Source organism: Streptomyces sp. NPDC020192, from assembly GCF_044388685.1.
Taxonomy (GTDB): Bacteria; Actinomycetota; Actinomycetes; order Streptomycetales; family Streptomycetaceae; genus Streptomyces.
In genome coordinates this window covers 284,123-309,566 of record NZ_JBIRXG010000011.1, presented here as the reverse complement: position 1 = coordinate 309,566, position 25,444 = coordinate 284,123, and the positions used below count along the sequence as shown (strand labels likewise).

At 72.9% G+C, this 25,444-nt stretch carries 26 protein-coding genes, 1 tRNA gene and 1 pseudogene; 12 read left to right on the top strand and 16 right to left on the bottom strand.

Annotation, left to right across the window (positions count from 1 at the left end):
* Positions 1-48 precede the first annotated feature (48 nt).
* Together ACH47Z_RS22830 and ACH47Z_RS22825 are read right to left on the bottom strand one after the other, a co-directional pair.
* Complete coding sequence (locus tag ACH47Z_RS22830; protein ID WP_399076398.1) at positions 49-1,560, bottom strand: long-chain fatty acid--CoA ligase; 1,512 nt, start codon at positions 1,558-1,560, stop codon at positions 49-51.
* 76 nt (positions 1,561-1,636) lie between these two features.
* Positions 1,637-2,824: a thiolase family protein gene (locus tag ACH47Z_RS22825; protein WP_399076396.1), complete on the bottom strand. Its 1,188-nt coding sequence runs from the start codon at positions 2,822-2,824 to the stop codon at positions 1,637-1,639.
* 170 nt (positions 2,825-2,994) lie between these two features.
* Between ACH47Z_RS22825 and ACH47Z_RS22820 the strand changes: the two genes are divergently transcribed.
* The 3 genes from ACH47Z_RS22820 (at position 2,995) to ACH47Z_RS22810 (ending at position 4,748) form a co-directional block, all read left to right on the top strand.
* Positions 2,995-3,537, top strand: coding sequence for an alpha/beta fold hydrolase (locus ACH47Z_RS22820; protein ID WP_399076394.1), 543 nt, complete (start codon positions 2,995-2,997; stop codon positions 3,535-3,537).
* Positions 3,489-3,806: an alpha/beta hydrolase gene (locus tag ACH47Z_RS22815; protein WP_399076391.1), complete on the top strand. Its 318-nt coding sequence runs from the start codon at positions 3,489-3,491 to the stop codon at positions 3,804-3,806. Before ACH47Z_RS22820 ends, ACH47Z_RS22815 begins: the two co-directional genes overlap by 49 nt.
* Before the next feature lie 144 nt (positions 3,807-3,950).
* On the top strand, positions 3,951-4,748 hold the full coding sequence (locus ACH47Z_RS22810; RefSeq protein ID WP_399076389.1) for an SAM-dependent methyltransferase: 798 nt from the start codon (positions 3,951-3,953) through the stop codon (positions 4,746-4,748).
* A gap of 41 nt (positions 4,749-4,789) precedes the next feature.
* Here the strand turns inward: ACH47Z_RS22810 and ACH47Z_RS22805 are convergent, their stop codons facing one another.
* On the bottom strand, positions 4,790-5,644 hold the full coding sequence (locus ACH47Z_RS22805; protein ID WP_399076387.1) for a Cof-type HAD-IIB family hydrolase: 855 nt from the start codon (positions 5,642-5,644) through the stop codon (positions 4,790-4,792).
* A gap of 146 nt (positions 5,645-5,790) precedes the next feature.
* Between ACH47Z_RS22805 and ACH47Z_RS22800 the strand changes: the two genes are divergently transcribed.
* The 7 genes from ACH47Z_RS22800 to ACH47Z_RS22770 all read left to right on the top strand — a co-directional run bounded on the left by ACH47Z_RS22800 (position 5,791) and on the right by ACH47Z_RS22770 (position 13,575).
* Positions 5,791-6,624: an SAM-dependent methyltransferase gene (locus ACH47Z_RS22800; RefSeq protein WP_399076385.1), complete on the top strand. Its 834-nt coding sequence runs from the start codon at positions 5,791-5,793 to the stop codon at positions 6,622-6,624.
* Positions 6,625-6,682: 58 nt separating this feature from the next.
* Complete coding sequence (locus ACH47Z_RS22795; RefSeq protein WP_399076383.1) at positions 6,683-8,086, top strand: glutamine synthetase; 1,404 nt, start codon at positions 6,683-6,685, stop codon at positions 8,084-8,086.
* 2 nt (positions 8,087-8,088) lie between these two features.
* Positions 8,089-9,276, top strand: a complete 1,188-nt coding sequence (locus tag ACH47Z_RS22790) for an amidohydrolase family protein (RefSeq protein ID WP_399076381.1) — start codon at positions 8,089-8,091, stop codon at positions 9,274-9,276.
* A 16-nt stretch (positions 9,277-9,292) separates the two neighbouring features.
* Positions 9,293-9,820: an NUDIX hydrolase family protein gene (locus ACH47Z_RS22785; protein ID WP_399076379.1), complete on the top strand. Its 528-nt coding sequence runs from the start codon at positions 9,293-9,295 to the stop codon at positions 9,818-9,820.
* Between the two features lie 183 nt (positions 9,821-10,003).
* A complete protein-coding gene (locus ACH47Z_RS22780) occupies positions 10,004-10,798 on the top strand; it encodes a hypothetical protein (protein WP_399076377.1) in 795 nt (264 codons plus the stop codon).
* 274 nt (positions 10,799-11,072) lie between these two features.
* Positions 11,073-12,407 (top strand): PP2C family protein-serine/threonine phosphatase, encoded by a 1,335-nt coding sequence (locus ACH47Z_RS22775; RefSeq protein WP_399076375.1) that lies wholly within the window; start codon positions 11,073-11,075, stop codon positions 12,405-12,407.
* A gap of 112 nt (positions 12,408-12,519) precedes the next feature.
* A complete protein-coding gene (locus ACH47Z_RS22770) occupies positions 12,520-13,575 on the top strand; it encodes an MASE1 domain-containing protein (RefSeq protein ID WP_399076372.1) in 1,056 nt (351 codons plus the stop codon).
* 28 nt (positions 13,576-13,603) lie between these two features.
* Here ACH47Z_RS22770 and ACH47Z_RS22765 read toward each other — a convergent pair.
* Positions 13,604-13,680 (bottom strand) — tRNA-Pro (locus tag ACH47Z_RS22765).
* 123 nt (positions 13,681-13,803) lie between these two features.
* Here ACH47Z_RS22765 and ACH47Z_RS22760 point away from each other — a divergent pair.
* Both ACH47Z_RS22760 and ACH47Z_RS22755 read left to right on the top strand, forming a co-directional pair.
* Complete coding sequence (locus ACH47Z_RS22760) at positions 13,804-14,511, top strand: transketolase (protein ID WP_399076370.1); 708 nt, start codon at positions 13,804-13,806, stop codon at positions 14,509-14,511.
* A 47-nt stretch (positions 14,512-14,558) separates the two neighbouring features.
* Positions 14,559-15,482: a transketolase family protein gene (locus ACH47Z_RS22755; protein WP_399076368.1), complete on the top strand. Its 924-nt coding sequence runs from the start codon at positions 14,559-14,561 to the stop codon at positions 15,480-15,482.
* 474 nt (positions 15,483-15,956) lie between these two features.
* On the opposite strand, the pseudogene ACH47Z_RS22750 reads toward ACH47Z_RS22755, so the two are convergent.
* From ACH47Z_RS22750 to ACH47Z_RS22695, 12 genes and pseudogenes are all read right to left on the bottom strand, one after another.
* A pseudogene (locus tag ACH47Z_RS22750) lies at positions 15,957-16,158 on the bottom strand (MFS transporter); the annotation flags it as partial.
* A 110-nt stretch (positions 16,159-16,268) separates the two neighbouring features.
* On the bottom strand, positions 16,269-16,628 hold the full coding sequence (locus ACH47Z_RS22745) for an MmcQ/YjbR family DNA-binding protein (protein WP_399076366.1): 360 nt from the start codon (positions 16,626-16,628) through the stop codon (positions 16,269-16,271).
* A gap of 30 nt (positions 16,629-16,658) precedes the next feature.
* On the bottom strand, positions 16,659-17,180 hold the full coding sequence (locus ACH47Z_RS22740; protein WP_399076364.1) for a GNAT family N-acetyltransferase: 522 nt from the start codon (positions 17,178-17,180) through the stop codon (positions 16,659-16,661).
* Positions 17,177-17,746 (bottom strand): helix-turn-helix domain-containing protein, encoded by a 570-nt coding sequence (locus tag ACH47Z_RS22735; RefSeq protein ID WP_399076362.1) that lies wholly within the window; start codon positions 17,744-17,746, stop codon positions 17,177-17,179. Before ACH47Z_RS22735 ends, ACH47Z_RS22740 begins: the two co-directional genes overlap by 4 nt.
* Before the next feature lie 63 nt (positions 17,747-17,809).
* Positions 17,810-18,715, bottom strand: coding sequence for a LysR substrate-binding domain-containing protein (locus ACH47Z_RS22730; protein ID WP_399076360.1), 906 nt, complete (start codon positions 18,713-18,715; stop codon positions 17,810-17,812).
* Between the two features lie 31 nt (positions 18,716-18,746).
* Positions 18,747-19,940 (bottom strand): glycine C-acetyltransferase, encoded by a 1,194-nt coding sequence (locus ACH47Z_RS22725; RefSeq protein WP_399076358.1) that lies wholly within the window; start codon positions 19,938-19,940, stop codon positions 18,747-18,749.
* Between the two features lie 52 nt (positions 19,941-19,992).
* Positions 19,993-21,021, bottom strand: a complete 1,029-nt coding sequence (gene tdh / locus ACH47Z_RS22720) for an L-threonine 3-dehydrogenase (protein ID WP_399076356.1) — start codon at positions 21,019-21,021, stop codon at positions 19,993-19,995.
* A gap of 189 nt (positions 21,022-21,210) precedes the next feature.
* Complete coding sequence (locus ACH47Z_RS22715) at positions 21,211-21,786, bottom strand: GAF domain-containing protein (protein WP_399076354.1); 576 nt, start codon at positions 21,784-21,786, stop codon at positions 21,211-21,213.
* An 85-nt stretch (positions 21,787-21,871) separates the two neighbouring features.
* Positions 21,872-22,471, bottom strand: coding sequence for a GTP-binding protein (locus ACH47Z_RS22710; RefSeq protein WP_399076351.1), 600 nt, complete (start codon positions 22,469-22,471; stop codon positions 21,872-21,874).
* Positions 22,449-22,820 (bottom strand): DUF742 domain-containing protein, encoded by a 372-nt coding sequence (locus tag ACH47Z_RS22705; protein WP_399076349.1) that lies wholly within the window; start codon positions 22,818-22,820, stop codon positions 22,449-22,451. Before ACH47Z_RS22705 ends, ACH47Z_RS22710 begins: the two co-directional genes overlap by 23 nt.
* Positions 22,821-22,822: 2 nt before the next feature.
* A complete protein-coding gene (locus ACH47Z_RS22700; RefSeq protein WP_399076347.1) occupies positions 22,823-23,257 on the bottom strand; it encodes a roadblock/LC7 domain-containing protein in 435 nt (144 codons plus the stop codon).
* A gap of 86 nt (positions 23,258-23,343) precedes the next feature.
* Positions 23,344-25,428, bottom strand: coding sequence for an ATP-binding protein (locus ACH47Z_RS22695; RefSeq protein WP_399076345.1), 2,085 nt, complete (start codon positions 25,426-25,428; stop codon positions 23,344-23,346).
* Positions 25,429-25,444: the final 16 nt, after the last annotated feature.

Sequence of the window (25,444 nt, the reverse complement as noted above, 5' to 3'; positions counted from 1 at the left end):
GGACCGTCTCGCCAGGTGATCCCTGCCATCCCCCTATGACCGACCCGCTTACTTTTTCGCGTACTTCGCCCGGATCTCCCGCTTCAGCACCTTCATGCTCGGGCCCAGCGGCAGCGCGTCCGTGAACTCGACGCGCCGCGGGTACTTGTGCCGGCCCAGGTGCTCCTTGGCCCACTCGATGATCGAGGCGGCGTCGGGTGCGGCGCCCGGCGTCGGTACGACGACGGCGGCGACCTCCTCGCCGTGCAGTTCGTCGGGCAGGCCGATGACCGCGACCTGGGCGATTCCGGGGTGGCGCGCCAGGACCTCCTCGACCTCCCTCGGGTACACGTTGTAGCCGCCGCGGATGATGACGTCCTTCTTGCGGTCGACGATCCTCAGGAAGCCGTCGTCGTCCTTGGTGCCCAGGTCGCCGGTGCGGAACCAGCCGTCGACCAGGGCCTCGGCGGTGGCCTCGGGCCGGCCGAGATAGCCGGAGAAGACGTTGTGACCGCGGATGACGACCTCGCCCAGCTCACCGGCCGGCAGCAGCTCGGCACGGTCCTCCACCTCGGCACGCGCGATCTCCACGTCGACGCCCCACAGGGGATGCCCGATGGTGCCGGCCCTGGTGCCGAACAGCGGCTGGTTGACGGTGGCCGTCGGCGAGGTCTCCGACAGCCCGTACCCCTCGTAGACCGGCGCGCCGAACGCCTCCTCGAACCGCTCCAGTACGGCGACGGGCAGCGAGGCGCCACCGGAGATGCAGACCCGCAGCTCGGGCAGCCGCTCCGCCTGCGCCGCTGCCGCCGCGAGGGCGACGTACATGGTCGGCACGCCGTGGAAGGTGTTCACCCCCTCCTCGGCCATCAGCTCGATGGCGCGGGCCGCGTCGAATCGGGGCAGCAGGACGAGCGTGGCGCCCGCCCGCCAGGTGGAGTTGAGCGAGACGGTCTGCCCGAAGGCGTGGAAGAGGGGCAGCGCGCCGAGGGCGATGTCGTCGGCGCGGATGTCGTTGGCGTCGAAGGCATTGACGGTGGCGTTCATCACGATGTTGAAGTGGCTGAGGACCGCGCCCTTGGGGACGCCGGTGGTACCGCTCGTGTAGAAGATCACCGCCGGGTCGTCGGCCGCGCGGGTGACGTACACCGGCAGCGGCTCGGCGTCCGCCGCGAGTTTGTCGAACTCCTCGCCCAGGACGGTCACTTGGACGCCGGTGGCCTCGGCGGCGGCCCGGCCGGTCTCCGCCTGGGCCGGGTGGACGAGCAGCAGCCTCGCCCCGCTGTCCTTGAGCACGTGCTCGACCTCGCCGGCCGACAACAGCAGATGCACCGGTACGACGACTCCGCCGGCCGCGGTGATCGCGTAGTAGGCGACCGGGAATTCGGTGGTGTTGGGAGCCATCAACGCGACCCGGTCACCCGGCCGTACGCCCAGGGCGGTGAGCGCGCCCGCCCGGGCGAGGGACCGCCGCCACACCTCGCCGAAGGTCAGCCGCAGTCCGCCTTCCACGAGGGCGGTCTTGCCGGGGCGGCGCTTGGCGTTCTCGGCGAGGATGGAGGCGACGGACAGGGTTGCCATGGAGTGGTGCTCCGTTTCCTTGCTGCGGCTCGTACTACCGAACTCCCTTGCCGGGAGCCCTCGTTGACGTTGTGAGTCAGCGCCTCTCCACCAGCACCGCACTCCCCTGCCCCACGCCCACGCACATGGTGGCCAGCCCCCGCTCCGCCCCCGTACGCCGCATCCGGTGCAGCAGGGTCGTCAGGATGCGGGCGCCCGAGCAGCCGAGGGGGTGACCGAGGGCGATGGCGCCGCCGGTGGGGTTGACCAGCTCCGGGTCGATGCCCAGCTGGTCGACGCAAGCGAGGGCCTGGGCGGCGAACGCCTCGTTGAACTCGGCCTCCTGGAGGTCACCGATCTCCCAGCCGGCACGGGCCAGTGCCTTGCGGGTGGCGGGGACCGGGCCGATGCCCATGACGTCGGGGTGGACCCCGGCGGAGGCACCCGCGACATAGCGGCCGAGGGACTCCAGGCCCAGCTCGTTCAGGGCCTCCTCGCTGACCAGGAGCAGCCCGGCCGCGCCGTCGTTCATCGGCGAGGCGTTGCCCGCGGTGACCGTGCCGCCCTGGCGGAAGACCGGCCTGAGGCGGGCGAGTTTCTCCAGCGAGGTGTCCTCACGGACGCACTCGTCCTGCTCGACCACGATGCCGTCCGGCCGTTCCACAGACAGGAGTTCGTTGTCGAAGTGGCCGTTCTTCCGCGCGGCGGCGGCGAGTTGGTGACTGCGCAGCGCGAACGCGTCCTGCCGCTCACGGGAGACGCCGTACCGCTGGGCGACCTCCTCGGCGGTCTCGCCCATGGACAGCAGGCCGTGCAGGTCCTTCATCGCCGGGTTGACCAGACGCCAGCCGAGCCGGGTGTCGTGGGTCTCGATGCGCTGCGGCAGGGCCTCGTCGGGGCGGGGCAGCACGAAGGGGGCACGGCTCATGGACTCGGAGCCGCCCGCGATCACGATGTCGGCCTCGCCGGCGGCGATGGTGCGGGCGGCGGCGGTGACCGCTTCCAGCCCGGAGGCGCACAGCCGGTTGACGGTGGCGCCGGGCACGGTCTCGGGCAGGCCGGCGAGGAGGGCGGCCATGCGGGCGACGTTGCGGTTGTCCTCACCGGCCTGGTTGGCCGCGCCCCAGTAGACGTCGTCGATCCGGGCCGGGTCGAGCGCGGGCACACCGGTCACCAGGTCGCGGATCACCGCGGCCGCCAGATCGTCGGGCCGGACGCCGGACAGGGCTCCGCGCAGCTTGCCGATGGGGGTGCGGCGGGCGGCCGCGAAGTGGACGGGACGCACGGCCTCGACTCCTGACCTGACTGACCTACGACTGATCCACGACACTGTCGACCAGCCACTTAATTAGCACTGCTAGTTTTGGACTATAGACCTCCGACCGGCCCACTGGGAAGATCCCCCCGGACCGTCGCCCAGACCCGCACCGAGTCGCCGAGTCCCCCGGAGGAGACATGCCCCACGTCCGCGAGCACACCCTCGACGGCACCCACGGCCGGATCGCCGTACGCGAGTGGCCGCACCCGGCACCGCGGTACCTCGCCCTGGTGGTGCACGGGTACGGCGAGCACGCGGGCCGGTACGACGGGCTCGCGGACGTGCTCACCGGGCACGGGGCGGCCGGCTACGCGCCCGATCACGCCGGCCACGGCAGGTCGGCCGGGGAGCGGGTGGTGATCGAGGACTTCGAGGACGTGGTCACCGATGTGCACGCCGTGGCGGTCCTCGCCCGCGCCGCCCACCCCGGTCTGCCGCTGGTCCTGGTCGGCCACTCCATGGGCGGGCTGATCGCGGCCCGCTACGCGCAGCGGTACGGCTCGGAGCTGACCGCGCTGATCCTGTCCGGGCCGGTGATCGGCGCCTGGGCCAGCTGCCGGGGCGGCTGCTGGCCCTGCCGGAGATCCCGGACACCCCGGTCAGCCCGGCCGCGCTGTCCCGGGACCCGGCCGTGGGCGCCGCCTACTCCGCCGATCCGCTGGTGTGGCACGGGCCGATGAAGCGCCCGACGCTGGAGGCGTTCGCCCGGGCCCTGGAGACCGTCGCCAAGGGCGGTGACGTGGGCGACCTGCCGCTGTTGTGGCTGCACGGCGAGGACGACAGGCTGGTGCCGTTGCCCGGCAGCCGGGCCGGCGTGGAGCGGCTGAGCGGCGGCCGGCTGACCGAGCGGATCTTCCCCGGGGCGCGGCACGAGGTGTTCCACGAGACGGACAAGGAGGAGGTCTTCGCGGAGGTGCTCCGCTTCCTGGACGGTGCCCTGCCCCGCTGAAACCTCCAAACGGCGTGCCAGGCAACCACGTTGAGGTCGGCGCTCAGCGAACAGGGCCTGCGCCGCACGGCAAGATCGTGTCACACTGCTGCCCGCACGTCCCGGTGTGAGGGCGCCGGGGCCGGCCGAGCGGAGGAGCAGCACGTGACGGGGACCGAGTCGGCCGCATCGCGCATCGACACCACCCGGCCGCATCCGGCCCGGGTCTACGACTGGTTCCTCGGCGGCAAGGACAACTACCCCGTCGACGAGGAGCTGGGCCGCCGGATCATGGCGATCGACGAGGGCGCCCTGCGGGCCGCCCGCGCCAACCGGGCGTTCATGCAGCGCACCACGCGCGCCCTGGCCCAGGACGGCATCCGCCAGTTCCTGGACATCGGCACCGGCATACCGACCGAGCCCAATCTGCACCAGATCGCGCAGTCGGTGGCCCCGGACACCCGGGTGGTGTACGTCGACAACGACCCGATCGTGCTGGCCCACGCCGGCGCCCTGCTGCGGGGCACCCCGGAGGGGATCACGGAGTACGTCCAGGCCGACGCCCGCGATCCGCGCGCCATCCTCGAACAGTCCGCCCGCGTCCTGGACTTCGACCGTCCGGTGGCCCTGTCCCTGATCGCGCTGCTGCACTTCGTCGCCGACGAGGACGGCGCCCACGAGGTGGTGTCGACCCTGGTGGACGCGCTGGCGCCGGGCAGCTGCCTGGTGCTGTCGATGATGACGGCCGACTTCGAGCCGGAGAACGTCGAGAAGGGCATCGCCGCGTACGCGGCCGGCGGGGTGACCCTGGTGGCCCGCTCCCGCGCCGAAGTGGCCGCCTTCTTCAACGGACTCGACCTGCTGGAGCCGGGCGTCGTGCCGGTCGACGACTGGCGCCGCGAGGAGGCACCGGACGGCCCGGGGCCCGTCTCGCTGTACGGCGCGGTCGGCCGCAAGCCCTGAGCGCGCGTTCCTTCGGACCGACGCACGGCCCGAAGAGTGACTCACAGCCCGAGCACGCGCGCGATGGTGCGCAGGACGCCGTTGTCGTTGTTGGACGGGGCCAGGTGGCGGGCCCGGCGGACGACCTCCGGGTGGGCGCCCGCCATGGCGAAGGACCAGTCGGCCGCGTCGAGCATCTCCAGGTCGTTGAGGTAGTCGCCGAAGACCATGGTCTGCGCGGGCGTGATGCCGAGGGTGCGCTGGAGGCCGCGCAGCGCGGTGCCCTTGTTGGCGGTGCGGTTCATGACGTCGACCCAGTGCTCGCCGGACACCACGACCTGGTGGGTGCCGGCGAACTCCGCGAGCGCGGGTGCCGTGGAGTGCTCGGCGGAACCGAAGTCGAACAGTGCGATCTTGATCACATCGTCCTCGACGGCGGTGAGGTCCTCGACGACCCGGTGCTCCACGTAGTACTTGCGCACCTCCGCGACAAACGCCTCGTCCGACCGCTCGACGTACGCCGACCGCTTGCCGCACACCACGGCGCCCACGTCCCCGCCGTCCGCGACCAGCCGCCGTACCGTCCGCACGATCCGCGCGGCCACGGACGCGTCGAGCGTGTCGGAGCTGAGCTCCACGCCGTCGCGGACGACGTACGTGCCGTTCTCCGCGATGAACACCATGCCCTCGGCGACCTCGGCGAACTGCCGGGCCAGCGTGGCGTACTGGCGGCCGCTGGCGGGGCTGAACAGCACACCGCGGCGGCGCAGTTCGGCGAGCATCGGCCACAGGCCGTCGGGTATGCGCTTGGCGTCGTCCAGCAGGGTGCCGTCCATGTCGGTGACGATGAGCCGGATGTCGGCGGGGCCCGCGGGCAGGCCGGGGTCGTCCAGGAGGGGCGTGGGCGTGGCGGGCATGGCCTGCTTCCGGTCGGGGGAGGGGTACGCCGTCCAGTGTTCCTCATGCGCCGTCCCGAACCGCCCGGACCGGGCGTTTACCGGGACAGCGCGATCACCGGGCGGCACAATGACGGCGGGCAACCGCGTGCGAGAAGGGCGGCGACGTGACCGAGGGCGACTCCCCGACGGCCGGGACCGAGGGCTCCCCCACGGCCGGACCGGCGAAACTCAACACCTCCGTGGCGCACAACGCCCGGGTGTGGAACTACTGGATCGGCGGCAAGGACAACTACGCGGTCGACCAGCAGGTCGGTGAGCACGTCGCCGGGATGTTCCCGGTGATCCGTGAGGTGGCCCGCGCGGACCGGGCGTTCCTGGCGCGGGCGGTGCGGTACGTGGCCGCCGAGCGCGGGATCCGCCAGTTCCTGGACATCGGCACGGGCCTGCCGACCGTGGACAACACCCACGAGATCGCGCAGCGCATCGCCCCCGAGTCCCGGATCGTGTACGTCGACAACGACCCGATCGTGCTGGTGCACGCCCGCACGCTGCTCACCAGCTCCCCCGAGGGCGTCACGGACTACGTCGACGCCGATGTGCGCGACCCGGACACGATCCTGCAGCGCGCCGCCGAGACCCTGGACCTGACCCGGCCGGTCGCGCTGATGATGCTCGGCATCCTGAACTTCGTCCTGGACACCGGCGAGGCCCGGGACATCGTGCGGCGGCTCGTCGACACCCTGCCCTCGGGAAGTTGTCTGGTCCTCACCCACCCGACGTACGACGGTGACGTGGGCGGCGAGGGCAACGTCGCGGCGATGGAGTTCTGGAACGCCAACGCCACCCCGCCGATCACCGCCCGCGGCCGCGCGGAGATCGCCTCGTTCCTCGAGGGCCTGGAGCCGGTCGAGCCGGGCCTGGTGCCCTGCTCGCAGTGGCGCGCCGAGACCGCCGCGGCGCCGGTGCCGCAGTACGGCGCGGTGGCCGTGAAACCCTGAGGCCCGGCCCTGACGCCCGTCGACGCCGGCACCCCGCGGACCGAGCCGAGGAGGACGTATGACCACCCTTGCCGACCCCGTGCCCGGCGGGCGCCCCGAGGATCTGCGCCGGGTCGCCGCGCTCACCGCCGACCTGGCCGCGCGGGGCGTACGCGGGATCGTGCTCGCCTACGTCGACACCGCCGGAGTCTGCCGGGTGAAGACGGTCCCGACGGCGCGGCTGGCGGCGGCCGTGTCCTGGGGCGTCGGCATGTCCCCGGTGTTCGACACCTTCCTCGCGCACGACTCGATCGTCACCACCGACGTACTCGGCTCCCCGGACGGCGACCTGCGCCTCTACCCGGACCTCGACCAGCTGGTGACGCTGGCCGGGCAGCCCGGCTGGGCGTGGGCGCCGGTGGACCGGATCACCCAGGAGGGCGCCCGGCACCCCGGCTGTGCCCGGACCTTTCTGCGCCGGATCGTCGCCGACGCCGCCGAGCGGCACGGGCTGGCCTTCAAGGCGGCGATCGAGGTCGAGTGGTCGCTCGGGCTCGGCTCGGCCCCCGCCGGGGAGTTCGTGCCGGCGGTCTCCGGCCCGGCGTACGGCGCGATCCGGCAGGTGGAGCTGAGCGACTACACCGCCGACCTGCTGACCGCGTTCGCCGCGCAGGACGTGCCCGTCGACCAGCTCCATCCCGAGTACGCGCCGGGGCAGTTCGAGATCTCGGTGGGCGCGCTGGACCCGGTGGCGGCGGCCGACCGCAGCGTCCTGGTCCGGCAGACGGTCCGCGCGGTCGCGCAGCGGCACGGCCTGCGGGTGTCGTTCTCGCCCGCGGTGTCCGCCGAGGGCGTCGGCAACGGCGGCCATCTGCATGTGTCCTGCTGGCGCGGCGGGGTGAACCTGCACGCGGGCGGGGAGCGCCGCTACGGCATGACGGCCGGGGCGGAGTCCTTCACGGCCGGGATCCTGGCCCGCCTGCCCGCGCTGACGGCGGTCACCGCCCCGAGCCCGGCCAGCTCCCTGCGGCTCAAACCCTCCCAGTGGGCAGGGGTGTTCACCGCCTGGGGCCGGGAGACCCGCGAGACGGCGCTGCGGGTGATCACCGGTACGGCCGGCCGCCGGGACCAGGACGCCAACCTGGAGGTCAAGCCGGTCGACCTGGCCGCCAACCCCTACCTCGCCCTCGGCTGCGTCATCGCCGCGGGCCTCGACGGTCTGGCCGGTGCGCTGGAACTGCCCGAGGAGACCACCGGCGACCCGGCCCGCTACGGCCCCGACGAGGCGGCGGCCCTCGGCGTACGGCGGCTGCCGCGATCGCTCCCCGAGGCGGTCGAGGAGTTCCGCGCCGACGAGGTGCTGCGGGCGGCGCTGGGCCCGGTCCTCGCGGACGCGGTGACCGCGGTACGCCTGGGTGAGGCGGCGGCCGTCGAGGGCCTGGACGACGCGCGGGTGGCGGCGGCCTACCGCTGGGTGTACTGACCATGGCCACCGCGCCGGGACCGGTCCACGAGGCCCTCGCCGCGCTGCCGTTGGTGGACCACCACTGCCACGGCGCGGTGACGGCCGACCTCACGCCGGAGGAGTTCGCCGCGCTCCTCACCGAGGGCGGGGCCTGGCCCGGCGTCTCGCCCTTCGACACCCCCGCCGGGGTGGCCGTACGCCGGCACTGCGCGCCCCTGCTGGACCTGCCGAGGCATGCCCCGCCGGCCGCGTATGCGGCCCGCCGTACGGAGCTGGGCTGGCGGGAGGTCAACCGCCGCTTCCTGACCGCCGCCGGGGCCGAGGCGTTCTTCGTCGACACCGGCTACACCACACACCCCCTCACCTCCCCCGCCGAGCTGGCGGCGGCCTCCGGTGCCGCCGCCCGGGAGGTCGTACGCCTGGAGCAGGTGGCGGAGGCGGTGGCCGCGCGGGGCGTGGAGCCGGACGCGTACGCGGAGGCGTTCCGCACGAGCGCCGAGGAGGCGGTACGCCGGCCGGGTGTGGTGGCGGTGAAGTCGGTCGCCGCCTACCGCACGGGCTTCGCCCTGGACCCGGCCCGCCCGACGGCGCAGGAGGTGACCGAGGCCGCCCGGCACTGGCTGGAGGCCGGGGGCCGCCTGACGGACCCGGTCCTGGTACGGAACGTCCTGTGGACGGCCGTGGACCTGGGCCTGCCCCTCCAGCTGCACACCGGCTTCGGCGACGCGGACCTGCGGCTGCACCGCGCCGACCCGGCCCTGCTGACCGACTGGCTGCGCCTGGCCTCCGGCACGATCCCGGTCCTGCTGCTGCACTGCTGGCCGTACCACCGGCAGGCCGCCTATCTGGCCGCGGTGTTCGAGCAGGTGTACCTGGACGTCGGGCTCGCCCTGCACCACACCGGCCCGGCCCGCTCCCGGGCGGTGCTGGAGGAGGCGCTGGAGATCACCCCGTTCCGGAAACTGCTGTACAGCTCCGACGCCTACGGTGTGGCCGAATTCCACCACCTGGGCGCCCTCTGTTTCCGTCAGGGACTGGCCGGTCTTCTCCAATCCCGCGTCGACGCGGACGAGTTGAGCCTGCCCGACGCCCTGCGCATCGCCACCTGGACGGGCCGCGACAACGCCCGCCGCCTCTACGGACTCTACGGACCGCCCGCACCCGAACCGGCCCGCGACCCCAGCGAGCGCCCCACCCGGAAAGTATGATCAAGCAATGTCAGACATGACCGAAACCACGCCCGGCTGGCTCACCACGGACGAGCTGGAAATGGCCAGGGCCCGCATGCCGATCCTGTACGTCGAGGCCGTGCCCGTGCGCGTGGACGACAGCGGCGAAGTCACCAGCATCGGACTGCTGCTGCGCATCGGCCCGGACGGGACGGTCAGCCGGACCCTGGTCTCCGGCCGCGTCCTGCACCACGAGCGGGTCCGCGACGCCCTGCTGCGCCACCTGGAGAAGGACCTCGGCCCGGTCGCACTCCCCCGCATCCCCGCCTCGCTCCAGCCCTTCACCGTCGCCGAGTACTTCCCGACGGCGGGCATCACCCCGTACCACGACCCACGCCAGCACGCGGTCTCCCTCGCCTACATCGTCCCGGTCAGCGGCGACTGCCGCCCCCGCCAGGACGCCCTGGACCTGGTCTGGTTCAGCCCCCAGGAAGCGGCCTCCGTGGCCGTCCAGAGCGAGATGCCGGGCGGGCACGGAATGCTGCTGAGGCAGGCGCTGGCGCACGCGGGGGTGGCGATCTGATGGAGACGGCCGCCCGACCGGCCTGTCTATCAGGCCAGTCGGGCCCCTGACCAGGGATGACGCCGTCACGTTCAGGTTGTGTTCAGGTTCGCCGCGCCCCGTGGCAACAGCTGCACCAGAAGCCCCAAAACAATGGCAAAGGAGGCTGGGGCAACGGTAGTTGCGCGTGCGAGGGTGCGGATCATGAGCACAGAGCACGTCCTCCAGGACCCGCCGCGCGGTCACGCACGCGCGCGCATACGCGAGAGCGCGAACAAGGTGCCGGAGGTCACCGTCTACTTCTGGATCATCAAGGTCCTCACGACCGGCATGGGCGAGACCGCCTCCGACTTCCTGGGTCATCTGCTGGGCCCGGTCCCGGCGGTCGGTCTCGGCTTTCTCGCCTTCGCCGCGTCGCTCGTGCTCCAGTTCGCCGTGCGCCGGTACGTCGCCTGGATCTACTGGACGGCGATCGTCATGGTCAGCGTGTTCGGCACCATGGCCGCCGACGTGCTGCACGTGGGTCTCGGTGTCCCGTACACCCTGTCCACCCCGTTCTTCCTCATCGCCCTCGCGGCCGTCTTCGCCCTCTGGTACCGGAGCGAGCGCACCCTGTCCATCCACTCGATCCGCACCCGCCGCCGCGAGTACTTCTACTGGGCGACCGTCCTCGCCACGTTCGCGCTGGGCACCGCCGCGGGCGACCTCACCGCGACCATCGGCCTCGGCTACCTCGGCTCCGTCGCCCTGTTCGCCGCGGCCATCTGCGTCCCCGCTCTCGCCCACCGCATGCGCCTGCTCGGCGCGGTGACCGCCTTCTGGACGGCGTACGTCATCACCCGCCCGCTCGGCGCCTCCCTCGCCGACTGGATGGCCCTGCCGACCAAGCGCGGCGGCCTGGACTGGGGCCTGGGCCCGGTGACCCTGTCCTGGACGGTGGCGATCATCGGCTTCGTGGCGTTCCTGGCGATGTCACGGCGGGACGTGCGGACCGTCTGAAGCCGCCCGCAGCGTGCGAAAGGGTCTCGCCCGGCTAGTGCCGGCGAGGCCCTTTCCCCTGCGGTGCCGGCCGCCGCCGTAGCACCCGGCCCGGGCACCGGTGCCACAATCGAAGGCGATGCAGCCGCCATGGCGGGGGCACGTCCCGGGAGCCACCGCGGTGGTCCGGGTGGCGTGGCGCTGCCGAGTGGTGGACGTTGGTGCTGACGGGCCGTGTCACGCTGTCGTCCCGCAGGGACACCCGCATGGACAGGGGTCGCGCCAGGAGGCCGGAATGGCGGGAGAGAAGGCAGGGAGACAGCCCAGCCAGCCGTACCTCCCCGACCTGCACATGCGGCTGCGTTCCGAGCTGAGCCGGATCGACGAGCAGTTGCGCACCCTGCTGTCCGCCATGGACCGGCTGCAGGGCCTGCTGGACGCGGTGGTGGCCATCAGCCGTGAGGTGGAGCTGCCCGCGGTGCTGCACCGCATCGTGACGACCGCCATGGAGCTGGTCGGCGCCCGCTACGGGGCCCTGGGCGTGCTCGACGAGTCCGGAGAACGCCTGGAGCAGTTCATCTCGGCCGGTCTGTCCGAGCAGGAACGCCTCGCTCTGGCCGAGGCCGGACGGCCTCGTGGTCTGGGCGTCCTCGGCCACCTGATCCGCTACCCCGGCCCCGTGCGGATCGACGACATCCAGGGCCATCCGGCCTCCGCCGGATTTCCGCCGGGCCACCCGCGCCTGCGCACCCTGCTCGGCGTCGCCATCACCGTGCGCGGCGAGATCTACGGAGACCTCTACCTCTCCGAGCGGCACGACGGACAGCCCTTCGACGTGCACGACGAGAACGTCGTCGTCGCCCTGGCCAGCGCCGCCGGCATCGCGATCGAGAACGTCCGCCTGTTCGAACGGATTCGCGTCGGAGCCGAGCAGTTCCAGCGGCTTCTGCTGCCCACACTGCCCGACCTGCGGCCGTTCACCGCCGCCGCCATCTACCGGCCCGCCGCCGAGCCCAGTCAGCTCGGCGGGGACTGGTACGACGCCATCCCCCTGGCCGACGACGTCGTGGCGGTCGTCATCGGCGACGTCGTCGGCCACGATCTGCAGGCCGCGGCCGCCATGGCGGCCACCCGCAACATGCTGCGCGCCCTCGTCATCGGCCAGAGCAGTACGCCCGGCGCGGTCCTCGCCCAGCTCGACCGGACCCTGGAGACGGTCCGGAACAATCGCGTCACGACCACCACCCTGGCCCGCATCGAGCCGGAGGGGCCGGGCTGGCGACTGCGCTGGAGCACCGCGGGCCACGTCCCGCCCCTGCTGGTCACCCGTGAGCACCACGTGGTCTGTCTGCTCGCCGAGCCCGGACTGCCGCTCGGTGTCGACACCGGGCAGCCCCGCCCGGACCACTCCCGCTTCCTGCCCCCGGAGGCCACCGTCGTCTTCTTCACCGACGGGCTGATCGAGCATCCCTGCCACTCCATCGACGAGAGCCTGAGCGAACTCGCCGGTCTCGCCGCGGTCCACGCCGCCCTCCCGCTTCCGGAGTTCGTCCGGACACTCGCCGATCACCACCCCAGCGACGGTCACGACGACATGGCCATCCTCGCCGTGCGCACCCCGCCCGCCTGACCCACGGACCGCCGCGCTCAGTGCCGCTCCCGGGCCGGCCCGGCCTGCCGTGGAGGATCCGGGGGATCCGGCGGATGATGGGTGCGGGGCGATTCACCTCGGAGGTCGCCCGATGGCTGTCGCGCCGCATCATCGGCTCCGGCGCAGTGGGCCGGCCGCCCTGGAGATCTGTGCCATCGCCGCGCTGTACTACGGCTCGGCCAGGGTGGGACTGCTCCAGCAGCTGGTGCGTGGCCAGGTCACCCCGCTGTGGCCACCCAGCGGTATCGCGGTGGCGAGTCTGCTCCTGCGCGGCCCGCGGGTCTGGCCCGGTATCGCACTCGGCGCGTTCCTGGTCAACATCTCGCTGGGGCCCTCGCTCCCGGCCGTGCTCGCCATCGCGGCGGGCAACACCCTCGCGCCCCTCTGCTCCTACCTGCTGCTGCGCCGTACGGGGTTCCGTGCCGAACTGGACCGGCTGCGGGACACACTCGCACTGATCTTCCTCGGTGCGTTCACCGGGATGCTGGTCAGCGCGACGACGGGCAGCGGGACCCTGGCCCTCGCCGGGGTACTGAGCACCGGCGATTTCTGGCCGACGTGGTCGGTCTGGTGGACCGGCGACGCGATGGGCGTCCTGGTGGTCACGCCGGTGCTGCTCGTCCTCCGCTCGGCACACCGGCCGAGGAAGGCGCGGCCGTTCCGGTGGGCGGAGGCGCTGCTGCTTCTGGCGGCCACGGCCGGTGTGGGATTCCTCGTCACCGGTCACACTCCCCTGCTGTTCCTCGGGTTCCCGCTGCTGATCTGGGCGGCCTTCCGCTTCCAGCTGGCCGGGGCCGCGCCCTGCGCGCTGGCCATGTCGACCTTCGCGATCATCGCCGGTGGCGAGAGAGCAGGCCCGTTCGCCGGTCACGACCTGCTCACCGAGATGATCACCCTGCAGGCCTTCAACGGTTCCACCGCGCTGACCGCGCTCCTGCTCGCGGCGGTCATCAGCGAGCGGAACCAGACCCAGCGGGAGATCGCGCGGGCCTGCGGGCAGCTCGCCACGATGGCGGCCAAGATCGCCTCCGGCGACCGCCGCCCGACGCTCCCCGACGCGAAGCACGAGAAGGGCGAGGGGGACGAGGGGGACGAGAAGGGCGCCGGAGACCCGCGGACACGACAAAAGCCGTCTCCTCATCCCTGAGAAGACGGCCTCCGACCAACAGAAAAGCTGGTCGGGACGACAGGATTTGAACCTGCGACCCCTTGACCCCCAGTCAAGTGCGCTACCAAGCTGCGCCACGTCCCGGTGCCGTTTGACCTGGGGTTTCCCCGGTCGAAACGCGCAGGGAAACAATACCGCACTCGGATCGGTGGTCGCCTCTCCGTTTCGTGTTGACCTCAAGTCTGGTTGAGGTTGCACGATCGCCTTATGACGATCACTGCGGACTACGGCCGTACCTACGGCTACGACGACCTGCCCGGGCTGATGAGCCTCATGACCGGCGACGAGAAGCACGGGCCTGCGGCCACCTCCACCCTCGACGTGCTGTGGGTGCTCTACGACCGGGTGCTGCGGGTGACGCCGGAGAGGCGGGAGGATCCGGCCCGGGACCGGTTCCTGCTGAGCAAGGGGCACGGGCCGATGGCGTACTACGCGGTGCTGGCCGCGAAGGGGTTCGTGCCGGTCGACTGGCTGCCCGGGTTCGGGTCGTACGACTCCCCGCTCGGGCATCACCCGGACCGGGTGCTGGTGCCGGGGGCCGAGATCGCCAGCGGGTCGCTCGGGCACGGGCTGCCCATCGCCGTGGGCAGCGCCCTGGGACTGCGGGCGCAGGGGCTGCACGACCCGGCGGTCTGGGTGCTGATCGGGGACGCCGAGCTGGACGAGGGCAGCAACCACGAGGCGATCGCCTTCGCCGGGCCCGCCGGGCTGGAGCGGCTGCACACGATCGTGGTCGACAACTCCTCCGCCAGTCATGCGCGGCCCGGCGGGATCGCCGCCCGGTTCGAGGCCGCGGGCTGGTCCGCGGTCACCGTCGACGGGCGCGATCACGAGGCTCTGCACGCGGCGTTCACCGCGCCGCATCCCGGGCGGCCGCACGTGGTCGTGGCCCGGGTCGAGCCGAAGACCGCCTGATGTCCAACGTCCGTCCCCTCGCATCCGACCGGAAAGGCTCCCTTGTCGTGGAAACCATGCGTGACCGTTTCGCCCCCGTCGTCTCCCGGCTGCTGGACGAGGATCCGCGGGTCGCGGTCGTCCTCGCCGAGATCGGCAAGGACGGCTTCCAGGAAGTCATGGCCCGACATCCGGACCGGGTGATCAACGTCGGTATCCGGGAGCAGTTGCTGGTCGGGGCGGCGGCCGGGCTGGCGCTGACCGGGCTGCGGCCCGTGGTGCACACCTTCGCCAGCTTCCTCGTGGAGCGGCCGTTCGAGCAGGTCAAGCTGGATCTGGGGCACCAGGACGCCGGGGCGGTGCTGGTCAGCGCGGCGGCCTCCTTCGACTGGCCGGCGGGCGGCTACACCCACATGTCCCCCGGCGACGTGGCGCTCCTCGACACCCTGGACGGCTGGACCGTTCATGTGCCCGGGCATCCGGACGAGGCCGAGACCCTGCTGCGCCACGCGGTCGGCGCCGGTGACGACAAGGTGTACGTCCGGCTGTCCGTGCAGGCCAACCGGCGGGCGCGGGTGATCGACGGGCGGCATTTCGTCACCGTGCGCGAGGGCCGCTCCGGGGTGGTCGTCGCCGTCGGTCCGCTGCTGGACACGGTCCTCGACGCCACCGAGGGGCTGGACGTGACCGTGCTGTACGCGACGACCGTACGGCCCTTCGACGCGGCCGGGCTGCGCCGGGCCACCGAGGCGGCGGGCACCGACGTCGTCCTGGTCGAGCCGTACCTCGCGGGCACCTCGACGGCCGCGGTGAGCGAGGCCCTGTCCGACGTACCGCACCGGGTACTGGGCCTGGGCGTGAGCCGCCGGGAGCTGCGCCGCTACGGGACGATCGAGGAGCACGTGGCCGCACATGGGCTGGACACCCCGAGCCTGCGAGACCGGATCGGCGCCTTCGTGGGGACGGCGGGGCGAGTGACCGCCGGGGTGTGAGACCGGGGCGGTGAGTGGGTGCGTGCCGGCGCGGTGAGTGGGTGCCTGTCGGGCGGCGCCGAGGGGCGCGGAGGGTCCGGCGGTGCGCCTGGGTCAGCCCGGGGTCCCGGCGGTGCGCGGACCGGCTCGGGGTCCGCCTAGGGCAGCAGGGAGGGCCAGCGGTACGCGGAAGGGCTCGGGGGCGCGCAAGACAGCGCCGGGCCCGGCACTGCACCGCAGGCGCGGCGGTGCGCCCAGGTCAACGCGGGGCCCGACAGCGCGCGGACCGGCTCGGGTCCACCCAAGGCAGCACGGAGGGCCCAGCAGTGCGCGGGCCGGCACGAGGTGCACCCGTGGCAGCGCGGAAGGACCGGCAGTGCGCGGGCCGGCACGAGGTGCACCCCGCGCAGCGCGAGGGACCAGCGGTGCGCGGGCGGACTCGGGGGCACCCGAGGCCGCGCGGGTGTCCCGGAGGGGTCAGTGTGCGGGCGTGGGTGTGTCCGCGCGGAGCAGGTCGCGTACCGCCGGGATCGCCAGCAGAGCCGTGGCCACCGCCAGGGTGGTCGCGGCGGAGATCAGCAGGACGTGGCCGGCGCCGTGGGCCTGGCCGACCGGCATCATGGCGAGAGAGCCGGCGACGTCGTAGGCATGGATGCGGTTGAGGACGTGCCGGGATCTGGGTCTGCAGGCTGGTCGCCCGTCATGGCGGATGCCCCTCGTTGCCTCCCTCGCCGGCCCGGCCAGGGCGCCGGGCCGCCCGCGCCGCGCGGGATCATGCCACGCCCGGCCGGCGGCCGCCGGGGATTTTCACTCCGCGCGCGGGTGGCCCAACTCGGGGTAGGCGTCGAGGAGTCGGGGCGGGGCGGCCTGTCGCCAGGAGTCGGCGAGGATGTCGCGCAGCTCGTCCTCGTCCTCCAGCGCGGCGAGTCTCGCTCTCACCCAGGCGAACTGGGCCTCGTGGTCGGCGACCCAGAACTTCCCCGGCTCGGCCAGCACCAGTTCGTCGCGCTCCTCCTTGGGGCAGCGCACGGCGATGGACGTCTCCTCCTCGGGCAGGGTCGCGAACATCTTCCCGGCGACCCGGAACGTGGGCATGCTCCAGGCGATCTTCTCCGTGGTGTCCGGCAGGGACAGGGCGATACGGCGTACGTCTTCAGCGTCCGGCATGCAACGCACCGTAGCTCCTGCCACTGACAGTCACCCGCTGAGCCGCTTGAAGTACAGCGTGGTCGGCCGCAACTCGCCCGCCGGGCTGAGCGCGTAGTCGGGGATGACACCTGCCTGCGTCCAGCCCGCCGAGCGGTAGAGCAGCTCGGCGGGGCTGCCGGTCTCGGTGTCGAGATGGAGCAGGCTGATGCCGGTCGCGGCGGCCGCCTGCTCGGCGGTGGTGAGGAGGCGGCGGCCGAGGCCCTGGCCCCGCGCGGTGCGGCGCACCATCAGTTTCACCAGTTCCGCGCGATGACGGCTGTTCGGTTTGTCGGGGTACGCCAGGCTCACGGTGCCGGTGATCCGGTGGCCAGCGTCGACGGCCGCCCAGACGGCGAGCCGGGCCGCCGCCGTCGCGTCCGCCCGCTCCCGCCACCACGCGGCGGCCTCCTCCTGGGCGAGCGGCGCGAGGAAGCCGACCGAGGCACCGCCGGCCACCGTGTCGGCCAGCAGCTCCGCCAGCTCCCCGGCCCGCTCCCGTACCTGCGTGCCGTCCCAGCGCTCCACCCTCACGGCCGCACCACCGCCAGCACGTACCGTGTCTCGCCGGATCCGGCACAGCGGAACCGGGTCGGGCCGAAGACCCGCATCCGCAGGCAGTCGCCGGTGTCGAGGTGGTGGGCCCGGTCCCCGGCGGTGACTTCCAGGGCCCCGTCGAGCACCCACAGATGCTGTTCCAGGCCGCTCACGGGCGGCCGGTCGTAGGCGATGTCGGCGCCCGGCGCGAGCCGGCCCTCGACCAGTTCGCCGCGCAGGCCGGGGTGCGGCGGGGAGACGGACCGCCGTACGAAACCGGAGGCGGGGTCCTCCCAGATCCGCTGGTCGGCGGCCCGGACCAGCGGGGCCGGTTCCGCCTCGACCTCGCTGAGCAGCTGGGACATCGTGCGGCCGTAGACATGGCAGAGCCGGTTGAGCAGGGCGGCGGTGGGGCTGATCTCGGCGCGTTCGGCGCGCGAGAGGGTCGACCGGCTCACTCCGCTGCGCTCCGCCAACTCGCCCAGGGACCAGCCGTGTTGGGCGCGCAGCTCGGCCAGCCGGGTGCCGAGCCGGGTGTCGAGGGGATCCTCCGCGCTTCTCATCTCCGGGACGTTATCCCCGATATGAGACACCGGGGTTACGGAAGCCTCACATCTCGCGGGCGCTCACGCCTCCTGCGCCGCCCGCCCCAGCGCCTCCAGCACCGGGCGGATCAGCGGGTGCCCCTCGGCTCCGCGCCGTACGGCGGCGAAGACGCGGCGGGTCGGGGCCACGCCGTCGACGGGGCGGACGATCACGCCGGTCAGGTCCATGCCGTTCAGGGCAGAGCGCGGTACGAGGGCAACCCCCGCGCCCGCCGAGGCGAGGGCGACGACGGCGCGGAAGTCGTCGGAGGAGTGCTCCAGGCGGGGCTGGAAGCCGGCGTTCTCGCAGGCGAGGACGACCACGTCGTGGCAGGGGTTGCCGGGGTACGGGCCGATCCAGGGGTCCTTGGCCAGCTCGGCGAGGGGGACCTCGGCGGTGTCCGCGAGGCGGTGCCCGACGGGTACGACGGCGTCGAACGGCTCGGCGTAGAGCGGGACATGGGTGAGCCGGGGGTCGTCGGCGGGCGGGGCGCCCCGGTACTCCACGGCGACCGCCACGTCGACCTGCCGGTCCAGCACCATGGGCAGGCTCGCGTCGCCCTCGGCGTCCTGGACCCGGATCCGGATGCCGGGCGCGGTGTCCGCGAGCCGGGCCACGGCCGGGGCCACGACCTGGGCGATGCCGGTCGCGAAGGCGGCCACCGTGACCGTGCCCGCCTCGCCCGAGCCGTAGGCGGCCAGCTCCGCCTCGGCCCGCTCCAGCTGGGCGAGGACCGCGTTGGTGTGGCTCAGCAGGATCTCGCCGGCCGGGGTGAGCCGCACCCCCTTGGCGCTGCGCTCGACCAGCCGGTGGCCGGTCTCCTGCTCCAGCGCGGTCAGCTGCTGGGAGACCGCGGAGGGGGTGAGATAGAGCGCGGCGGCCGCCGCGGTGACCGTGCGGTGGTCGGCCACCGCACGGAGGATGTGGAGCCGCCGTGCTTCGATCATGTCCTCAATTATCCCCAGCTGTCGGCGCTGGTCAGACCGCCAGCTCGGCGCGGGCGGCGACGAACGCGTCGACCGCGCGGTTGACGTCGGCCGTGGAGTGCGCGGCGGACAGCTGGACGCGGATCCGGGCCTGGCCCTGCGGGACGACCGGGTAGGAGAAGCCGATCACGTACACGCCGCGCTCCAGCAGCAGCTCGGCCATGCGGCCCGCCTCGGCGGCGTCGCCGATCATCACGGGGGCGATGGCGTGGTCGCCGGGGAGGATGTCGAAGCCCTCCTCGGTCATCCGGCGGCGGAACAGGGCGGTGTTCTCGTTCAGCCGCACGCGCAGGTCGTCGGCCGACTCCAGCAGGTCGAGGACCTTCAGGGAGGCGGCGGCGATCACCGGGGCGAGGGTGTTGGAGAACAGGTACGGCCGGGAGCGCTGGCGCAGCAGGGCGACGATCTCGGCGCGGGCCGCGACATAACCGCCGGAGGCGCCGCCGAGGGCCTTGCCGAGGGTGCCGGTGATGATGTCGACGCGGTCCATGACACCGTGCAGTTCGGGAGTGCCGCGGCCGGTCGGGCCGACGAAGCCGACGGCGTGCGAGTCGTCGACCATGACCATCGCGTCGTAGCGGTCGGCGAGGTCGCAGATCTCGCGCAGCGGGGCGACGTAGCCGTCCATGGAGAAGACGCCGTCGGTGACGATCAGCCGGCGCCGGGCGTCGGACGCCTCCTTCAGCTTCGCTTCCAGGTCGGCGAGGTCGCGGTTGGCGTAACGGAAGCGGCGGGCCTTGGACAGGCGGATGCCGTCGATGATGGAGGCGTGGTTGAGGGCGTCGGAGATCACCGCGTCCTCCTCGCCGAGCAGGGTCTCGAAGACACCGCCGTTGGCGTCGAAGCAGGAGGAGTACAGGATCGTGTCCTCCTGGCCGAGGAAGGCCGACAGGCGCGCCTCCAGCTCCTTGTGGACCTCCTGGGTGCCGCAGATGAAGCGGACGGAGGCCATGCCGTAGCCCCAGCGGTCGAGGGCCTCGTGGGCGGCGGCGATCACCTCCGGGTGGTCGGCCAGGCCGAGGTAGTTGTTGGCGCAGAAGTTGAGGACCTCGCCGGGGCGGCCGCCGGCGGTGACGCCCACGGTCGCGGACTGCGGGGTGCCGATGACCCGCTCGGGCTTGTGCAGACCGGCGGCGCGGATCTCGTCGAGGGTGGCGCGCAGGTCGTCGCGGACGGTCTCGAACATGAAGGGCTCTCCTGAAGGTGCTTGCGGGGGAAGGGAGTTACGACGCTGCTGCTCACGCAGTCCAGTCGAGGATGACCTTGCCGCCCTTGCCGCTCGCGGCGTCGGCGAAGGCCGCCTCGAAGTCGCGGTAGCCGTACCGGCCGGTGATCACGGGGGCGAGGTCCAGGCCGCCTTCCAGCAGCACCGACATCGCGTACCAGGTCTCGAACATCTCGCGGCCGTAGATGCCCTTGATGGTGATCATCGAGGTGACGATCCGGGACCAGTCGACCGGGAACTCCTGGGCGGGCAGGCCGAGCATGGCGATCCGGCCGCCGTGCGTCATGTTGGCGATCATGTCCCGCATGGCCTCGGGGCGGCCGGACATCTCCAGGCCGATGTCGAAGCCCTCGCGCAGTCCCAGCTCGCGCTGGCCGTCGGCGATGGTGGTCTGCGCGACGTTCAGGGCGAGGCTCACGCCGATCTTGCGGGCCAGCTCCAGGCGCTCCTCGCTGACGTCGGTGACGACGACGTTGCGGGCGCCGGCGTGCCGGGCCACGGCGGCGGCCATCAGGCCGATCGGTCCGGCGCCGGTGATCAGGACGTCCTCGCCGACCAGCGGGAAGGACAGTGCGGTGTGCACGGCGTTGCCGAACGGGTCGAAGATCGCGGCCACGTCGAGGTCGACGGGCACCCGGTGCACCCACACATTGCTCGCGGGCAGGGCGACGTACTCGGCGAACGCCCCGTCGCGGCCGACGCCGAGGCCGACGGTGGCCCGGCACAGGTGACGGCGGCCGGCCAGGCAGTTGCGGCACTTGCCGCACACCAGATGACCCTCGCCGCTGACCCGGTCCCCTATGCGGATGTCGCTCACGTCGCGGCCGGTCTCGACGACCTGCCCGACGAACTCGTGCCCGACCGTGAGCGGGGTGCGGATCGCCTGCTGCGCCCAGCCGTCCCAGGCCCGGATGTGCAGGTCGGTGCCGCAGATACCGGTCCGCATGACCTTGATCAGTACGTCACCGGGACCGATCTCCGGCTCCGGGACGTCCGTCAGCCAGAGTCCCGGCTCCGCCTTCTCCTTGACCAGCGCCTTCACGCGTGCGGCTCCTGTGGGTGAGGTCCCGGCCCGCGGGCATACCGAAGAAGCCCGCACCGGGTCAGAGGGGTGGAATCACCCCGCAATCTGCCGTATGCGCGGGCCGCGGGTCCATCGAGCTTTTCTTAACCGCCGCCTCAGCTTTCCTTCACGCCCCAGGTGCGGGAGGAGAAGGGATGCCGTCGTCCGTCACAGGGGCAGTCCGTCCTCGGCGCTTCGTTCGAGGCGTACGACGAGGTCGGCGGCCAGCGCCTTGATGGTCTCCAGGCCGGCCCTCCCCCAGACCCGGGGCTCGGTGTCGGCCGCGCACACGGTGCCGAGCGCCATACCGGAGCGGTCGATCAGTGGGGCGCCCATATAGGAGCGGATGCCATAGGCGTCGACGACCGGGTTGCCGGCGAAGCGCGGGTAGTCACGGACGTCCTCCAGGACCAGCGCCTTGTGGCGGACCACCACATGGGGGCAGAACCCATGGTCCCGGGGCAGGACCCGGCCGAGCTCGGCGCTGCTGCCGTCCTCGCGGACGACCGGCGCGACGGCGGGGGCGCTCAGCCCGGCGAAGAACTGGTGTTCCTCGCCGATGAAGTTGACCATGGCGTACGGCGCGCCGGTGAGTTGGGCGAGATGGGCGGCGAAGACGTCGAGCGCGGGATCGGGGCGGTCCACCAGGCCGAGCAGGCGCAGTCGGCGGACGCGGGCGGGGGCCTCCTTGTCCTCGGGGGTGAGCAGCAGACCCCGGACCGGCCGGGGTGGCTCGTAGCTCATGGCCGGGCTCCGGGCCGTACTCCTGGCTGGGGTTCGGCGCTGTGGGCATACCTCATATAGGAACTCCGTGGGCAATAGGGCGGGATCACATGTGGGCGCCATGGCTCGGCGCGGTCGCCGGAGCGTGGGCGAGGAGGTGGCGTACGAGGGTGAGCAGGGTCTGCACGCCGGAGCTGGAGATCCGCGCGTCGCAGCGGACGATGGGGATCTCCGGGTCGAGGTCGATGGCGGCGCGGACCTCTTCGGGGTCGTAGCGATAGCCGCCGTCGAACTCGTTGATGGCGACGATGAAACCGAGCCCGCGCTCCTCGAAGAAGTCCACGGCCGCGAAGCAGTCCTGCAGGCGCCGGGTGTCGGCGAGGATCACCGCGCCGAGCGCGCCCTCGGACAGCTCGTCCCACATGAACCAGAACCGCTCCTGCCCCGGCGTGCCGAACAGGTACAGCACGTGGTCCGGATCGAGGGTGATCCGGCCGAAGTCCATGGCGACCGTGGTCTCCATCTTGTTCTCGATGCCGTCGAGACTGTCCGTTCCGACGCTGACCGTGGTGAGCAGCTCCTCCGTACTGAGCGGGGCGATCTCGCTGACCGCGCCCACGAAGGTCGTCTTGCCGACCCCGAACCCGCCCGCCACCAGGATTTTCAGCGCGGTCGGGAACGGGTCAGAGCTGTCGTCGTAGTCCATCGAGCACTGCCTCCAGCAGAGACCGGTCAGTGGGTGTGTGGTGGAAGACGGGGGGCTTGGTGGTCAGCACCTCGCAGTCGACGAGGTCCGAGAGCAGCACCTTGGTGACCACCGCGGGCAGCTTCAGATGTGCGGCGACCTCGGCGACCGAGACGGGCGCGCGGCACAGGTCCAGCGCTTGGGCGTGCTCGGGGCCGAGATAGCCGAGCGGAGCGACGCCGGTGGCCATCACCTGCGACATCAGGTCCAGGGCGACGCTGGGCTCGGTCCGTCCGTTGCTGATCGTGAACGGGCGCACCAGCCGTCCGGCCGCGTCGTCCAGCCAGGGCCCGTCGCCGGCTGCGGCCACGCTCAAGGCCTCGTCGCCGCGGAGTCGACGGGGTGCTGGCGGGGCGCGGTCACCAGGTAGGGACGGACGCTCTTGACGAGCATCGCCATCTCGTAGCCGAGCACGGCGGCGTCGGCCTCGCGTCCGGCGAGCACGGCGAGGCAGGTGCCGGAGCCGGCGGTGGTGACGAACAGCAGGGTCGAGTCGAGCTCGACGACGACCTGGCGGACGTCCCCGCCGTCGCCGAACCGGATGCCCGCGCTGCGGCCGAGGGAGTACAGGCCGGACGCCAGGGCCGCCATGTGGTCGGCGCTGTCGATGTCGAGGCCGTGCACGGACTTCACCAGCCCGTCGCAGGACAGGAGCACCGCGCTGCTGGTGTGCGGTACGCGCTGCACGAGGCCGCTCAGCAGCCAGTCGAGGTCGGATGCCTGGGCGGTCGGCGCATCGCTCGCCATGGTGGATCGACTCCTTGGGGTACGAAGGTCTGTGGGAGCGCGGGCAGTTGGGAAACGAGACGGGGTGGAGCGGGGTAGCGCGCGGGTCAGCCGGCCGGGGCGCTCCCGTCGGGCCGGCCGGCGCCACGGGCACCGTCGAGTCCGGGCGCGTGGACGCGCCCTTGAGGTATGGGTGTCGGCTCCAGGTGGTCCGGCCCTTCCATGGGTACGGGCTCCATGGGTAGGACCGCCGTACTCTCGATGGGTTCGAGGTGTTCCATGTGCTGCTGCGCCTCGGCGAGTCCGATCCCGCGCTGGAATGCCGCCATCAGGCCCGGGTCGTGGCCCGGGACGGTGTCGGCGTCCTGGCGGGGTGTGGGGCCGCCGCGCAGCTGGGGCACGATGTGCTCCTGGGCGCGGCGGCGGGGCAGTTGGGGCTTGCCCATGGTGCCGCGCACGGTGCCGGCGCGCGGGGTGGGCAGGATGCCGGCGTGCGCCTCGACCGCCGACCGGTCCCCGGCGCCGATGCCGGGTACGGCCGCGGCGGGGGTGGGCCGGTCCTGCCGGGCACCGCGCACCGGAAGGGGCGCCGGTGCGCCACCGCTCCGCCCGCCGTACGGGCCCTCGGCACCGGGCGGCCCCGAGCCGTCCCCGGCACCGGTCCACCCGGGATCACCGGCCAGGGACCGGCTGTCCCCAAGTCCGGTTTCCGAGCCGGTTTCCGAACCGTGCCGCCCGGTCCCTCGCTGGGCGTGCCGCCGCCGTCCGGTGCCCGGGCCCGGCCCGGCACCGGCCTGCGCGGCGGCGGTCCCGTCCCCCGGCCGGCCCCCCGTCACCTGCGAGGACACCGGCGCGGCAGCCGGCACGTGCGGCTGGGTCCGCGTCTGGGGCTGCGGGTGGGTCTGCGGCTGCGCCTCCGCCGGCCCGTGCGGCCCGTGCCCCTGCGGCGACGCGCCGGTCCCGGCCGACTCACCGGGCGCCGCGGCCGCCGTGCCCAACAACGCCTGCGGGACGACGAGTACGGCCTGGACACCGCCGTAGATGTTGGTCTGCAGGCGCACATGGATGCCGTGTCGGCGGGCGAGCTGGGAGACGACGTAGAGCCCGATGCGGCCGTCGGCCAGCAGGCTGGCGACGTTGACCTGGTCGGGGTCGGCGAGCAGGGCGTTCATCCGGTTCTGTTCGCCGACGGGCATGCCGAGTCCGCGGTCCTCGACCTCCACGGCGAGCCCGGAGGTGACGAGGCCCGTACGCAGCAGCACCTGGGTCTGCGGGGCGGAGAACACCGAGGCGTTCTCGATGAGTTCGGCGAGCAGGTGGATGACGTCGGCGACGGCGTGGCCGCGCAGTTCGCCGTCGATCGGCGGTACCAGTTTGACCCGGGAGTACTGCTCGACCTCGGCGATGGCGGAGCGCAGCACCTCGGTCATGCTCACCGGGTTGCTCCACTGCCGCCGGGAGACGGCGCCGCCGAGCACGGCGAGGTTCTCGGCGTGCCGCCGGATCCGGGTGGCCAGGTGGTCCACGTGGAACAGGCCCTTGAGCAGGTCGGGGTCCTCGATCTCGTTCTCCAGCTCGTCGAGGATCGAGATCTCCCGGTGCACGAGGGACTGCAGCCGGCGCGCGAGGTTGACGAAGACCTCCAGCTTCTGCTCGCTGCCCGTCTGGCTGGAGAGCTGGGCGGCGCGCACGACGGCGGTGACGGCGCCGTCGTGCGCGCGGGCGAGGTCGGCGGCGAGCAGTTCGAGGTCGTCGGCGTCCGCGGGCGGCCGGCGCGGTGGGGTGCGCTGCGGCGGGGTCGCGCCCTGGCGCAGCGCGTCCACGAGGGCGTGCAGGTCGGCCTCGCCGCGCGCGGCGGTGCGCCGCAGCACGTCGACGCGGTCGGCGACCGAGCGGGCGGCACGGTCGGCGGCCACGGCGGCGATGAGGATGCCGGCGACCGTCACGGTGACCGCTCCGGCGAGCACCGCCCACAGGACGGGCCCGGTACGGGCGCCGGTGGAGCGGATGCTGAACAGGACCGCGGCGCTGGCGCTGAGCGCGACCGCGAGGGGCGGCAGTACGGCGAGCCTCATGAGCTGGGGCCGTATGTGCGTTTCGGGCAGTGCGGGAGCCGTTCGGGCGACCGGCCGCCCGTGCCGGCCGCCCTCCCGGCGGTCGGCGCGCGTGGCCGGTGCTCGGAGGTGAGACATCGCTTGCGTCCTCGTA